9 protein-coding genes are annotated in these 13,305 nt (G+C 65.5%); 5 read left to right on the plus strand and 4 right to left on the minus strand.

Annotated features, from left to right (window positions below):
- Positions 1–18 precede the first annotated feature (18 nt).
- The 3 genes from phnA to AB4Y44_RS14965 all read right to left on the minus strand — a co-directional run bounded on the left by phnA (position 19) and on the right by AB4Y44_RS14965 (position 3,517).
- Positions 19–1,290 carry a phosphonoacetate hydrolase gene (gene phnA / locus AB4Y44_RS14955; RefSeq protein WP_368700048.1) on the minus strand — a complete coding sequence of 424 codons (1,272 nt, stop codon included), beginning with the start codon at positions 1,288–1,290 and terminating at the stop codon, positions 19–21.
- 11 nt (positions 1,291–1,301) lie between these two features.
- Positions 1,302–2,462, minus strand: a complete 1,161-nt coding sequence (locus AB4Y44_RS14960) for a 2-aminoethylphosphonate--pyruvate transaminase (RefSeq protein WP_368700049.1) — start codon at positions 2,460–2,462, stop codon at positions 1,302–1,304.
- Between the two features lie 233 nt (positions 2,463–2,695).
- Positions 2,696–3,517 (minus strand): DeoR/GlpR family DNA-binding transcription regulator, encoded by an 822-nt coding sequence (locus AB4Y44_RS14965; protein WP_342922369.1) that lies wholly within the window; start codon positions 3,515–3,517, stop codon positions 2,696–2,698.
- Positions 3,518–3,808: 291 nt separating this feature from the next.
- Here AB4Y44_RS14965 and AB4Y44_RS14970 point away from each other — a divergent pair, with 291 nt between their 5' ends.
- The 5 genes from AB4Y44_RS14970 to AB4Y44_RS14990 all read left to right on the plus strand — a co-directional run bounded on the left by AB4Y44_RS14970 (position 3,809) and on the right by AB4Y44_RS14990 (position 12,317).
- On the plus strand, positions 3,809–6,289 hold the full coding sequence (locus tag AB4Y44_RS14970; RefSeq protein ID WP_368700050.1) for an FAD-dependent oxidoreductase: 2,481 nt from the start codon (positions 3,809–3,811) through the stop codon (positions 6,287–6,289).
- Positions 6,290–6,360: 71 nt separating this feature from the next.
- Positions 6,361–7,224: a LysR substrate-binding domain-containing protein gene (locus AB4Y44_RS14975; protein WP_368700051.1), complete on the plus strand. Its 864-nt coding sequence runs from the start codon at positions 6,361–6,363 to the stop codon at positions 7,222–7,224.
- A 391-nt stretch (positions 7,225–7,615) separates the two neighbouring features.
- A complete protein-coding gene (locus tag AB4Y44_RS14980; protein WP_368700052.1) occupies positions 7,616–10,561 on the plus strand; it encodes a molybdopterin oxidoreductase family protein in 2,946 nt (981 codons plus the stop codon).
- A gap of 15 nt (positions 10,562–10,576) precedes the next feature.
- Entirely contained in the window at positions 10,577–11,311 is a 735-nt protein-coding gene (locus AB4Y44_RS14985; RefSeq protein ID WP_368700053.1) for a 4Fe-4S dicluster domain-containing protein, read from the plus strand.
- 52 nt (positions 11,312–11,363) lie between these two features.
- A complete protein-coding gene (locus tag AB4Y44_RS14990) occupies positions 11,364–12,317 on the plus strand; it encodes a dimethyl sulfoxide reductase anchor subunit family protein (RefSeq protein ID WP_368700054.1) in 954 nt (317 codons plus the stop codon).
- A 46-nt stretch (positions 12,318–12,363) separates the two neighbouring features.
- On the opposite strand, the gene AB4Y44_RS14995 is transcribed toward AB4Y44_RS14990, so the two are convergent.
- On the minus strand, positions 12,364–13,128 hold the full coding sequence (locus AB4Y44_RS14995) for an IclR family transcriptional regulator (RefSeq protein WP_368687784.1): 765 nt from the start codon (positions 13,126–13,128) through the stop codon (positions 12,364–12,366).
- Between the last annotated feature and the right edge of the window lie 177 nt (positions 13,129–13,305).

The raw sequence follows: 13,305 nt of genomic DNA on the forward strand, positions 1-13,305 counted from the left end.
GTGCGGGGGCATTCGTTGTCAAGCGGCGGCGGCTTGTGCGACGTGGTTCAGCGCGACATCGAAGATGTCGAAGTTGCGCAGCGCGCGGCCCTGTGGCCAGTCGGTCTTGCGGTTGACGATGAGCGGCACGTCCTGCTCCGAGATCCCGCCATGCGAGCGCAACGGTTCAGTGAGGCCGGAGAAGTCGTGGCGCGCGGCGCTGGTGCCGAACACCTTGGCGCGCGCGCCGACCACGACGAGGTCGCCGATCCGGTCGGGTGGCAGTTCGAAGCGCTCGCATGCCGCCTCGCTCGTCAGCGCGAGGTCCACGCCCGCGGTGTTGCGCAGTTTGTCGAGCAGTGTCGCCGCGCCGGCCGCGTCGGTGCCCTCGGGCAGGTAGACGGTGGCGAACGAGCCGAGTGCGCCGTGGTGCGCGACGTAGGGATCGGTGATCGGCAGGATCACGCGCGTGCGGCCCTGACCGGTCCACTCGTCGAACAGGTCCTGGAGGTAGAGCACGTCGGGTTCGCCATTCGCGCGGTGCTTGTCGTTCATGCCATGGTCCGCCGTGATCGCGAGCACGCAGCCTGCGGCGTCGAGTTTGCCCACATAGCGGTCGAACATCGCGTAGAAGTCGTTGGCTTTCTGCGCTCCCGGCGCGGCCTTGTGCTGCACGTAGTCGGTCGTCGAGAGATACATCAGGTCGGGGCGAAACGTTTCCAGAAGCTTCACGCCGGCGGCGAACACGAACTCGGAGAGATCGGCGGAGTAGACGTCGGGCAGCGGCTTGCCGACGAACGCGAGCAGGTCGCCAAGACCGTTTTGCTCGCGCGTCGCCTGATCGGCCTTTTCGGCCGAGAACGCAATGGCGCGGCCGCTCGCGAAGTCGAGCCCCTTGCCGAGCAGCGTGCGCAGTTTGTCCTTCGCAGTAACGACCGCCACTTTCGCGCCGGCGTCGTGGAACGCCGCGAAGATCGTCGGAGCGCGCAGGAAACGCGCGTCGTTCATCATCACTTCCTCGCCGCTCGCACGGTCGTAGAAATAATTGCCCGCAATACCATGCACTTTCGGCGGGCGGCCCGTGAGGATCGAGAGATTGTTCGGGTTGGTGAAGCTGGGGATCACGCACTGCGCAATGCGGCTCGTGCCCGTGCGCAGCAGCTTCGCCAGATGCGGCGCGCGGCCTGCCTTGATGGCCTCCTCGATATACGCCGGCTCGGAGCCGTCGAGGCAGATCACCACGACGGGTGCGGCGGGAAAGCGGTATTCGCGGCCGTTCACGGCCACTGCGGTGTCATTCAGCGTGCTCATTGCGTCTCCATTCAGGCTGTCTTTTCGATCTGGCCGACCATGCCCATTTCTTCGAGGACCTCGCCGATCGCGGCGAGTGCGGCGCGAATTTCCTTTTCGCCGATCCGGCCAATACAGCCGATGCGGAACGAGTCGGCCACCGTGAGCTTGCCCGGATAGATCACGAAGCCGCGCGCCTTCAAACTCCCGTAAAACTGGGCAAAAACGAAGCGCGGGTCATCGGGCATGTGAAACGTGACGATGATCGGCGCCTGCAGCGCATCCGCGAGCAGCGGCCGGAAGCCGAGCGCGCGCATGCCGTCGAGCAGGATCCGGCAGTTGGTGCGATAGCGTCCCCCGCGGCCGGCTACACCGCCTTCGGCATCGAACTCATCGAGCGCCTGGTGGAAGGCGACGATCACGTGCGTGGGCGGCGTGAAGCGATACTGGCTCGTCTTCTCCATGTTGAGCCACTGGTCGTGCAGGTCGAGCACTAGCGTGGTGGCGTTTCCTTGCGTGCGCTTGAGCGCTTCGACCCGGCAGATCACGAAGCCGAGGCCCGGTACGCCTTCGATACACTTGTTGGAAGATGCGGCGACCGCGTCGATGTGCATGGCCTGCACGTCGATGGGCAGCGCGCCGAAGGCGCTCATCGAATCAACGAGATAGCCCTTGCCGTATCTGGCCGCCAGTGCGCCGATCTGCGCGATGGGGTTGAGAATGCCCGAGGTCGTCTCGCAGTGAACGGTGAACAGGTGCGTGATGGAAGGGTTGCTCGCCAGCAGCGCCTCGACCGCGGCGAGGTCCGGCGGCGTGTCTTCGGCGGTTTCGTGCACCACCGTCCTGCGCCCGGCGATGTCGAGAATGCGCTTCGCCCGCTTGCCATAGGCGCCATTGATCAGCACGAGGACTTCGCCATCGGCGGGCACGAAGGTCGTGAGCATGGCCTCGACGGCGAACGTGCCCGAGCCTTGCATGGGCACGGTTACCCAGTCATCCGAACCGTTCGCTATCCTGACGAGTCGCGTGAGCACTGAGCGGTTGATTGCGATGAAGTTCGCATCGCGCGAGCCCCAGTCGTGAACCATTGCCGCTTTGACGGTGCGCGAGGTGGTGAGTGGACCGGGCGTGAGGAGCAGCGGATCGCCGGTTTCTGAAGCTGCAGGGGAGGAAGCCGTGGAAGTTGCCGTCATGGGGTGTCTCCGTGAAGGTCTGTTCTGACTGTCTGACTGCCGTGTTGAAGTCACTTTAGGACGTGCAACAAAAACAGTCAATATGCCACTATTTGCCACAACACCAGGGGATACGCTGATGCGTCGGCAGTGACTGCGTCAGATGCGCCGCGGCAGGCCGCAGCGCGACCCGGCACTGCGTGCGCGCAGGGGAACGACGTGGAGATGGATGGGCTAACGCCCGTGTATGCGGTTCAGCGCTCGCCGCTCGCGACGATCACTCGCCACTGCTGCAGTTCGAACGCACGAGCGATACGCGGGGGCGGCGGCGCATCGACGACGACGCCTGCGATGTGCGGCACGGGCGTGATCCGCACGGGCGTGCCGTGCTCGAACTTGGTGTGGTCGGCGAGCACGTAGACCGCTTTGCCGGCGTTCATCATCAGATGCCGCTGCTCGGCGGCGAGCCGCGAGTAGTCGGTGAATTCGCCTTCCGGCGAGATACCGCTCACGCCGAGAAAAACGAGGTCGACGCGATAGTGGGCGAGCGCGGTCATCGTCTCGATACCGAATGCCGCTTCGTCGTTCGGCTCGATGTCGCCACCGAGCACGATCACTTTCACGCCGGGCGCGCGGCACAGGAGCAGGCCGATCGGCAGGCTGTTGGTGATGACCGTGAGGTCGCTGTGGTTCGTGAGCGCAGCAGCGAGGCCCAGCGTGGTGGACCCCGAATCGAGCAGCACGACCATGCCGTCGGCGACGAGCTGCGCCGCCGCGGCGCCGATGGCCGCCTTGCCCGCTGCGTTCGCCGCTTCGCGCGTGGCAAGCGACGGTTCGTCAACCGCGCGCTTCGCCGCGCCGCCGTGGACCAGACTCAGGCGGCCCTGTTCCGCGAGCGCCTTTAGATCACGACGGATCGTTTCGCGCGAGACGCCGAGCGTCATGCTCATGTCGGCGACACTCACTGAGCCGCTCGCATCGAGGCTTTGCAGAATGTAGTCGGTGCGTCCGACGGCGAGACGGCGGTTCAGCGGCGCGGGTGGAACAAGGGGTGGGGCGGCGCGGTCATCTGGCATGGTGTTGCCTTTCAGGAAAGGAAAGCGCGGCGTTGCCCGTGAACTGGACGCACAAGGGTAAGCCACAAAATACCACAAATTGCCGAACCGTTCGTTCCTGTCGAAGACGTGGCAAATTACCGTTGTTTTATGACGGTCGCGCGGTGCCACGCCACCCAGACGAGGCAGAGACCCCACGGCAAGCGCCCAGGGCTCGTGGCAAATGGAGTTGTTTTTTGTGGCGTCGTGTTGCATTATTTGGCGCGGTAGCTGTCCTCGCAACGCATTTCACTCCGCATCGAGGCCCACCCTATGCCTACCCCTGTCCCTGCGCATGCGCGCGTCGTGATCGTCGGCGGCGGTATCGTCGGCTGCTCCGTGGCTTACCATCTCGCGAAACTCGGCTGGAGCGACATCGTCCTGCTCGAACAGGGCGTGCTCTCGTGCGGTACGACGTGGCACGCGGCGGGTCTTGTCGGCCAGTTGCGCGCGCAGCACAGCATGACGAAGCTCATTCGCTATTCCACGGCCCTTTATGCCGAACTCGAGGCCGAAACGGGACTTGCCACGGGCTGGAAGCAATGCGGATCGCTCTCGGTGGCGCGCACGCCGGAGCGGATGACCCAGCTGAAACGCACGGCCGCGTCGGCGCGCGCCTATGGCGTGACCTGCGACGTCATCGGGCCGCGCGAGGCGGGCGAGTTGTGGCCGGTGATGCGCACCGACGACCTGCTTGGCGCCGTCTGGCTGCCGGGTGACGGCAAGGCGAATCCGACGGACCTGACGCAGTCGCTCGCGCGCGGCGCACGCATGCGCGGCGCGCGCGTGGTCGAGAACACGCGAATTGCGGCTGTGCACACGGCCGCCACGCGCGCGGGGCGCGCCGTCACCGGGGTGACGTGGCGCAACAAGGACGGCGACGAAGGCACCCTGCAGGCCGACCTCGTCGTGAACTGCGCGGGACAGTGGGCAAAGGCGGTCGGCCGGTTCGCTGGCGTCACGGTGCCCCTGCATTCGGCGGAGCACTATTACATCGTGACCGAGCGCATCGCGGGCGTGCATCCCGATTTGCCCGTCATGCGCGATCCCGACGGCTTCATCTACTTCAAGGAGGAGGTGGGCGGCCTCGTGATGGGCGGCTTCGAGCCCAATGCGAAGCCGTGGGGCATGAACGGGATTCCGGAGAACTTCGAGTTTCAGCTGCTGCCCGACGACTGGGATCAGTTCGAAGTGCTGATGGAAAATGCCTTGCAGCGCGTGCCGGCGCTTGAAACGGCGCAGGTTCGCCAGTTCTACAACGGGCCGGAATCGTTCACGCCGGACAACAACTTCATTCTCGGCGAGGCGCCCGAGCTGCACGGCTTCTTCGTGGGCGCGGGCTTCAACTCGATGGGCATCGCCTCGGCGGGCGGCGCCGGCATGGCGCTCGCCGAGTGGATCGTGGCCGGCGAGCCGACCATGGATCTGTGGCCCGTGGACATCCGCCGCTTTGCGCGCTTCAACGGCAACGACACCTGGCTGCGCGACCGCGTAAAGGAAACGCTGGGGTTGCACTATGCGATGCCCTGGCCTAATCGGGAACTCGACACGGCGCGGCCGTTCCGGCGCTCGCCGCTCCATGCGCTGCTTGCCGACGACGGCGCGTGCTTCGGCAGCAAGATGGGCTGGGAGCGCGCCAACTTCTTCGCGCCAAAGCCCGCCGAGGCGCGCATCGAGTACGCGTTCGGCCAGCAGAACTGGCTGGCGTGGAGCGGCGCGGAGCACCGCGCCTGCCGCGAGCGCGTTGCGCTGTTCGACATGACATCGTTTGCCAAGCTGCTCGTCAAGGGGCGTGACGCGGAAGCGGCACTGCAGGGCATCGTCGCCAATGACGTCGCCGTGCCGGTCGGCACCACGATCTATTCCGGCATCCTGAACGATCGCGGCGCTTACGAGTCGGACGTGACGCTCACGCGCCTGGCGGAAGACCAGTATCTCGTCGTCACAGGTTCCGCGCAGGCGACGCGCGACTTCGACTACCTCGAGAAAGCGATCGGGCACGACCGGCATTGCGTGCTCGTCGACGTGACCAGCCAGTACGCGGTGCTCGCCGTGATGGGGCCGCACTCGCGGGCGCTGCTGCAGAGTGTCTCCAGGACGGACTGGAGTCCCGCGGCCTTCCCGTCTGGTCAAAGCCGCGAAGTCGATATCGGCTATGCGACCGTGCGCGCAACGCGCGTGTCCTACGTCGGCGAACTGGGCTGGGAGCTGTACGTTCCCGTCGAATTCGCCGTGGGCGTCTACGAGACGCTGCACGCGGCGGGTGAAGAGTTCGGGCTGGTGAATGCGGGCTACTACGCAATCGAGTCGTTGCGCCTCGAGAAGAGCTACCGCGCGTGGGGCCGCGAACTCTCGCCCGAGCACACCCCCTTCGAAGCCGGGCTCGCCTTTGCGTGCAAGCTCGACAAGGACATCGCCTTCCGGGGGCGCGGCGCACTGCTGCGTCTGCGCGACCAGCCATTGCAGCGTCGACTCGCCGTGTTCAGCGCCGACGGCGCAAGCGACCGCATGCTATGGGGCGGCGAAGGCATTCTGCGCGACGGCAGGCCGGTTGGCTCGGTCACGTCGGCCGCCTTCGGCCACACGCTCGGCTGCCCGGTTGCCATGGGCTATCTTTCGCGCCCGGATGGGGCTGTCGATGCCGCGTGGCTCGCCCGGGGGCGTTACACGATCGACGTGGCGGGAGAGCAGATTCCCGCGACGCTGCATCTGCAAGCGCCATACGATCCGCGCTCGTTGCGCATGAAGAGTTGACTGAGTGATTGAGGGCAACTGAAGGGCTGCTCGCGAGCGGGTCAACGGCATCGTCCTCCCAGGGTGGCAACATGCATTATTCGCAATTGCGGGCATTTCATGCGGTGGCGGAGCAGGGCGGCTTTTCGAAGGCAGCCCGCGCGCTTGCGCTTACCCAGCCGGCGATTTCCGATCACGTGCGGCGCCTCGAACAGGACTATGCCGTACAGCTATTCGAGCGCACCGCGCGGGGTGTCGAACCGACGGACCTCGGACGGCGCCTCTACGCGGTGACACGCCAGATGGTGGCCTGCGAGCGCGACGCCCGTCGCTTGCTCGAAGCCGCGGGTGAGCTCGAGTCGGGCGAGCTTTCCCTCGTCGCCGACGCACCGGACCTGGCGATGCGGCTGATCGGCGCGTTCCGGATGCGCCATCCGGGCATCGTGGTGAAACTCTCGGTGGCCAACGCGACCGAGTGCATGCAGCGCGTGCTTGCTGGCGTTGTCGATGCCGCGATCTCTGCCGCGCGGGTCGTGCATGCCGGCCTGGAAACGCGGGTGCTGTGCGAGGCGCCGCTCGTCGCCGTCGTTCCTGCCGGCAGCGCGCTAGCCACACAGGCGGCGCTCAGCTACGAGGCGCTCGTGCTCGAACCGATGATCTTCCGCGAAACGCAATCCGTCACGCAGCAACTGCTCGAAGCGGAACTGGTGCGCAAGGGCCTGCAAGTGCGTCCCGTGCTGTACGTAGAAGGTCGCGAAGCATTACAAACCGCCATCGCGCAGGGCGTTGGCGTGGGTGTCATCGCGCGGGCGGAGTTCGGTGGCTCGCCGGGCGTCCGTGCGATTGCGCTCGCCGACTGCCAGGTCCGCATGGTCGAGTCGTTGGCGCGGCTCGCGGACCGTCCAGCGTCGAACCTCCTCGATGCACTGTTTAGTACCGACCCCGTCTCGCCCTGACTTCGGGCTCGATCGTTGCTGCCCCCCAGCCGGGACAACGATCGACTCATCCGCAACAGAAGGCATCTGTCATGAAACGCGAAGCATGAAAGAGCGAGCAACGTTACCAGCGTGCCGACACGGGAAATCGTCAGTCTCCTGTTCGGTCATGAAGTGAAGCAACCCACGCTCGTGCGCGCGTAACGCGCTGTGCCGCCGCGCGGCCTCGTTCCCCGCAGCCCCGTCCAGCTTCGAATCCAGACGTCAATCCACTCGCGCCGCCCGCAACTATCGGGCGCGCCGATGAATGAGATCGCAAATTGCGAGTTTTTCTATTGGCCGCTCATTTATACGATATTCATTGTCCGCACAAAGTTTGTGCAGCTGCACCGCAAGCGCATCTGGAGGAGCGATGGAACATCAGCCCCGCACGCAGAACGAAAAGCTCGAGGTCAAGACCACGACATGCTACATGTGCGCGTGCCGCTGTGGCATACGCGTGCATCTTCGCGACGGCGAGGTTCGTTATATCGACGGCAACCCCGAGCATCCGCTCAATCAGGGTGTGATCTGCGCCAAAGGCTCGTCGGGCATCATGAAGCAGTATTCGCCGGCGCGCCTCACGCAGCCGCTGCTGCGCAAACCGGACGCCTTGCGCGGCAACGCCCAGTTCGAGCCCATCTCCTGGGAAGCCGCGTTCGACATGCTGGAAAAGCGCCTCACGCACTTGCGCGCGACCGACCCGAGGCAATTCGCGCTCTTCACGGGCCGCGACCAGATGCAGGCGCTCACAGGCTTGTTCGCCAAACAGTTCGGCACCCCAAACTATGCGGCGCACGGCGGCTTCTGCTCGGCGAACATGGCGGCCGGCATGATCTATACGATGGGCGGCTCGTTCTGGGAGTTCGGCGGACCGGACCTCGACCGCGCCAGGCTGTTCTTCATGATCGGCACCGCGGAGGACCATCACTCGAATCCGCTGAAGATTGCGATTTCGAAGTTCAAGCGCGCGGGCGGCCGCTTCATCGCCATCAATCCGATCCGCACGGGCTACGCGGCAATCGCCGACGAGTGGGTGCCGATCCGTCCCGGCACGGATGGCGCGCTGTTCATGGCGCTCATGCGTGAGCTGATCGAACGCAATGCGTATGACCGCGAGTTCGTCGAGCGCTATACGAATGCCGGTGAACTGCTCGACCTGCGCGCCGACCGCGATACGTATGGCCTGTTCGTGCAGGACCCGACGGTCGAAGTGCGCAATCCGCTCTTTCCGCAGAATCACCTCTGGTGGGACGCCGCGAGCCAGCGCGCAGTGCCGCATCACGCGCCTGGCGCGCGTCCCGCGCTGGAAGGGCGCTACACGCTCGCAGACGGCACGCCCGTCGCGCCGTCGTTCGAGTTGCTGCGCGAGCAGGTGGCCGACTGCACGCCGGAGTGGGCGGCGCAGATCACCGGCATTCCCGCCGCGACGATCCGCCGGCTGGCCCAGGAAATGGCCGATGTCGCGCGCGATCAAAAGGTTACGTTGCCGATTCAGTGGACCGACGCCTGGGGCGAAACGCACGAAACCGTGACGGGTGCGCCCATTGCCTTTCACGCCATGCGCGGGCTCGCCGCGCATTCGAACGGCTTTCAGTCGATACGCGGCCTCGCAGTGCTGATGTCGCTGCTCGGCACCATCGACCGGCCCGGCGGTTTCCGGCACAAGTCGCCTTATCCGCGTGCCGTGCCGCCCTCGGCGAAGCCGCCCAACAGCCCCGACGATGTAAAGCCGAACACGCCACTCGCGAACGGTCCGCTGGGCTGGCCCGCCGCGCCCGAAGATCTGTTTATCGACGCCAAGGGCGAGCCCGTGCGCATCGACAAGGCGTTTTCGTGGGAGTACCCGCTCGCCGTGCATGGTTTGATGCATAGCGTCATTACGAACGCGTGGCGCGGCGATCCGTATCCCATCGATACGCTGTTGATCTTCATGGCCAACATGGCATGGAATTCGTCGATGAACACGATGGAAGTCCGCAAGATGCTGGCGGACAAGCACGAGAACGGTGAGTACAAGATTCCGTTCATCGTGGTGTGCGATGCGTTCCAGTCGGAGATGACGGCCTTCGCCGATCTGATTCTGCCCGACACGACCTACCTCGAACGCCACGACGCGATGTCGATGCTCGACCGGCCCATTTCCGAATTCGATGGTCCGGTGGACTCCGTGCGCGTGCCCGTCGTCCCGCCGACGGGCGAATGCAAGCCGTTCCAGGAAGTGCTCGTCGAGCTGGCGAGCCGCCTGAAGCTGCCGGCCTTCACGACGCCCGAAGGCACGCGCAAATACCGCGACTATCCGGACTTCATCATCAATCACCAGACGGCGCCGGGCTCGGGCGTGGGCTTCCTGATCGGCTGGCGCGGCAAGGACGGCGACAAGGCGCTGGTCGGCGAACCGAACCCGCGGCAGTGGGAGGAGTACGCGAAGCACAACTGCGTCTACCACTACACGCTGCCCGAGTCGCTGCAGTACATGCGCAACTGCAACGGGCCTTACCTGGACTTCGCCGTCGAAAAGGGTTTTCGCAAGTTCAACGAGCCGATCGTCATCGCGCTTTACTCGGACGTGATGCAGAAGTTCCGGCTCGCCGCCCAGGGCAAGACGAAGGGCCGGCAACCGCCCGAGCATTTGCGCGCGCGCATCGAGCAGTACTTCGACCCGCTGCCGTTCTGGCATCCGCCGCTCGAGCACGACGCGACCGATCACGCGCAGTATCCGCTCGCGGCCGTCACGCAGCGTCCCATGGCGATGTACCACTCGTGGGACTCGCAGAACGCCTGGCTGCGGCAGATTCATGGCGAGAACTATCTGTACATGAATCCGCGCACGGCGGCGGCGCAGGGCATCGAGGACGGCGGCTGGATCTACGTCGAATCGCAATGGGGCAAGGTGCGGTGCCTCGCGCGCTACAGCGAAGCGGTCGAGCCGGGCACGGTCTGGACGTGGAACGCCATCGGCAAGTCGGCGGGCGCGTGGAATCTCGGACCCGACGCCAACGAATCGCAGCGCGGCTTCCTGCTGAACCACCTGATCGCCGACGAGATTCCCGTCAAGCGTGCCGATCACACGCGCACGTCGAACTCCGATCCGGTCACGGGGCAGGCCGCGTGGTACGACGTGCGCGTGCGCATCTACCCGGCGGAGGCGCACGCCGACCACACGCTGCCGCAGTTCGCCCCCATGCCCGCGCTGCCCGGCGCCGTCGGCACGAACGGCACCGGGGCGGGCGGCCTCATCCATCGCGTCGTACAGACGTATTTCGCCGGGCGCGGCGAGTTTGCCGCGCGTCTTGCGAAAGCCACGCAACGCAAGTGAAACGGAGAGCATGCTATGACACAGATGGCGCTCGTGATCGATCTGAACGTCTGCGTGGGCTGCCACGCGTGCGTGACGAGCTGCAAGGAATGGAACACGTCAGGCGAGGCGGGCAGTCTCGCCGACTTTCGCCCGTATGACGCCGATCCGTCGGGCACGTTCTTCAACCGCGTGCAGACGTTCGAAGCCGGCGAGTTTCCGCTTGCCGACACCATTCATTTCCCCAAGTCGTGCCTGCACTGCGAGGACCCGCCGTGCGTGCCGGTCTGTCCGACCGGAGCAAGCTACAAGCGCAAGGAAGACGGCCTCGTGCTGGTCGACTACGACCGCTGCATCGGGTGCAAGTACTGCGCGTGGGCCTGCCCCTACGGCGCGCGCGAAATCGACGAAGCGCGCAAGGAAATGACCAAGTGCACGCTGTGCTCCGACCGCATTTACAACGAAGCGCTGCCGGAGCGCGATCGCAAGCCCGCGTGCGTGCTGGCGTGCCCGACCTCGGCGCGCCTCTTTGGCGACATTCACGATCCGGAGTCGGTCGTGTCGAAGGCGATCCGCGAACGGGGCGGCTATCAGCTGATGCCCGAGTGGGGAACCCGGCCGTCGAATCACTATCTGCCGCGTCAACCGGTGACGTCCTGCGGCAGCGGCTCGTGTTCGTGCAAGACAGCGGGCACGGGGGAGACCGATACGCTGGAAGCGCAGGTCGAACACGGCGCGCTCAATCTCGCGTCGGTCGCCACGCGCGTATGAGCACGCCAGCGCGCCCGCATGGCGCACCCCGAATCGAAGAGTGGAGAACGGTATGAATCCGGCATTTTCCGTGGTGTTTCTCACCACACTGAGCGGTGCGGGCCAGGGCTTGCTGATCGCGCTCGTCGGCGTGGAGCTGGCGCAACGGCTCGGCTTCGGCGACGTGGCAGCGGTTCCGGCGATGTTCTATGTCGTCGGTGCGGCGCTTTCGTGCGCGCTGGGCGCATTGGGGCTCGTGGCGTCGTTCTTTCATCTCGGCCATCCCGAGCGGGCATGGCGGGCCATCGCGATGTGGCGCACCTCGTGGCTGTCGCGCGAATGCCTGTGTCTTCCCGCGTTTCTGGCCTGCACGTTCGCCTATGGTCTCGCGCACCTGCTCGGGGCCTCGTATTCCCTGGCAATCGGGGGCGTGGCAGCCGTCGCGAGCCTGCTGCTGTTCGTGTGCACCGCGATGATCTACGCGTGCCTGCGCTTTCTGCAGGAATGGGCGACGCCACTCACGCTGGTCAATTTCGTCTTGCTCGGCTGCGCGTCCGGCTTCACGCTCGCGACCGCGTGCGCCGCAAGATTCGCACCGGCCATGGCGGTGCCGCTTGCCGTCTGCGCCTGCGTGTTGACGCTGGCGGGCTGCGCGTCGCGCACGGCCTCGCTCGTCCGCAATGCGCGCCTGCGCCCGAAATCGACCGTGCAAAGCGCGACCGGCATTCGTGCGGCACGCGTCGAGCAGAAGTCGCGCGGGTTTACGGCGGGGGCCTTCAATCTGCGCGAGTTCTTTCACGGCAAGACGCCAGGCGCGCTCAAACGCATCAAGTGGGCGTTCCTGATCGCGGCGTTCCTCGCTCCCTTCTGCCTCGTGGCGATCGGCGGCGGCATTCGATCCGTGGGGCTATCCTTCGCGGTGTTTTGCCTGGCGGCCGTGATCCAGTACGCGGGACTGGTGGCGGAGCGCTGGTTTTTCTTTGCTGAAGCGCGGCATCCGCAGAATCTCTACTATCAGCGTTCCTAGTGGGAGGCTTCTCGCCCCGAGGCGTTGCCGGTGGCTAAATGCAGCCTTACTCGCGGAACGTCTTCGCGGTTTCGGTTGCGGCATGCCTCAGTTCAGGCACGAAGGCGAGCAGGTCGTCGAGCGCGACGCGCCCGACCGGCGCCTGGACGGCAATCGCCGCGCACGCACGGTTGCGGTCCAGCATCACGGGCACGGCGATCGCGATCAAGCCCTGTAAATGCTCCTGATTGTTGATCGCGAGCTGGCGGCGCCGTGTCACCGCCAGTTCCTTGCGCAACGCTTCTCGGTCGGTGATCGTTTGCTCCGAATGCGCGCGCAGCGGCAGCGTGTCGATCATGCGGTCGCGCCGCTCCTTGGGCAGAAAGCTCAGCAACAGCTTGCCGCTCGCCGAACAGTGCAGCGGCACGTGCGAGCCCGGCTGCAGATGCATGCGTAGCGGCCATTCGGTCTCCACGCGGTCGACATAGACCACGTCGTTGCCGGCGAGCATGGTGAGATTGCAGGTCTCGCCGATCTTTTCGACGAGCTGTTCGAGCAGCAAATGCCGCGCCGCCGCCGGCCCCGCATGCATCAGCACGTTCACCGCCATCATTCTCACGCGCGCCGAACACTCGTAGAGCTTGTCGTTGGCGCCGCGCGTGACGAGCCACGCGTCGGTGAGCTGCGCCAGGATGCGGTGCACGGTCTGCTTGGGCAAACCGAGCGCATCGACCAGATCCATCATCGCCAAAGGACGGCCCGCCTGGGCTAGGGTTTCCAGCACGCGGAACGCGCGGACTGCCGCCGCATTCGATTGGTTCGATGTGGACACGCTTGTCTCCTGCGTCGGTTGCCCTTGTGCGGTCGACGCCAGCTTTCCCGTCATTGTGCATCTCCCGGTGCGATTTTCGGGACTGGTGAAAGTCCCGAAAATCGCATATTCCGCGCCGTCATAGCCGTGTGTCACCGAATGTGCGGGAATCGGGACTCGCATTCACGCGCCGATGAA

The organism is Paraburkholderia sp. BR10937 (genome assembly GCF_040965695.1).
Classification (GTDB): Bacteria; Pseudomonadota; Gammaproteobacteria; order Burkholderiales; family Burkholderiaceae; genus Paraburkholderia.

What these genes read in the sequence shown, in the direction of transcription:
- AB4Y44_RS14985 (WP_368700053.1), top strand. Translation starts at nt 10,577, where the DNA reads ATGACACAGATGGCGCTCGTGATCGATCTGAACGTCTGCGTGGGCTGC.
- AB4Y44_RS14960 (WP_368700049.1), bottom strand. Translation starts at nt 2,462, where the DNA reads ATGACGGCAACTTCCACGGCTTCCTCCCCTGCAGCTTCAGAAACCGGC.
- phnA (WP_368700048.1), bottom strand. Translation starts at nt 1,290, where the DNA reads ATGAGCACGCTGAATGACACCGCAGTGGCCGTGAACGGCCGCGAATAC.
- AB4Y44_RS14970 (WP_368700050.1), top strand. Translation starts at nt 3,809, where the DNA reads ATGCCTACCCCTGTCCCTGCGCATGCGCGCGTCGTGATCGTCGGCGGC.
- AB4Y44_RS14975 (WP_368700051.1), top strand. Translation starts at nt 6,361, where the DNA reads ATGCATTATTCGCAATTGCGGGCATTTCATGCGGTGGCGGAGCAGGGC.
- AB4Y44_RS14980 (WP_368700052.1), top strand. Translation starts at nt 7,616, where the DNA reads ATGGAACATCAGCCCCGCACGCAGAACGAAAAGCTCGAGGTCAAGACC.
- AB4Y44_RS14965 (WP_342922369.1), bottom strand. Translation starts at nt 3,517, where the DNA reads ATGCCAGATGACCGCGCCGCCCCACCCCTTGTTCCACCCGCGCCGCTG.
- AB4Y44_RS14990 (WP_368700054.1), top strand. Translation starts at nt 11,364, where the DNA reads ATGAATCCGGCATTTTCCGTGGTGTTTCTCACCACACTGAGCGGTGCG.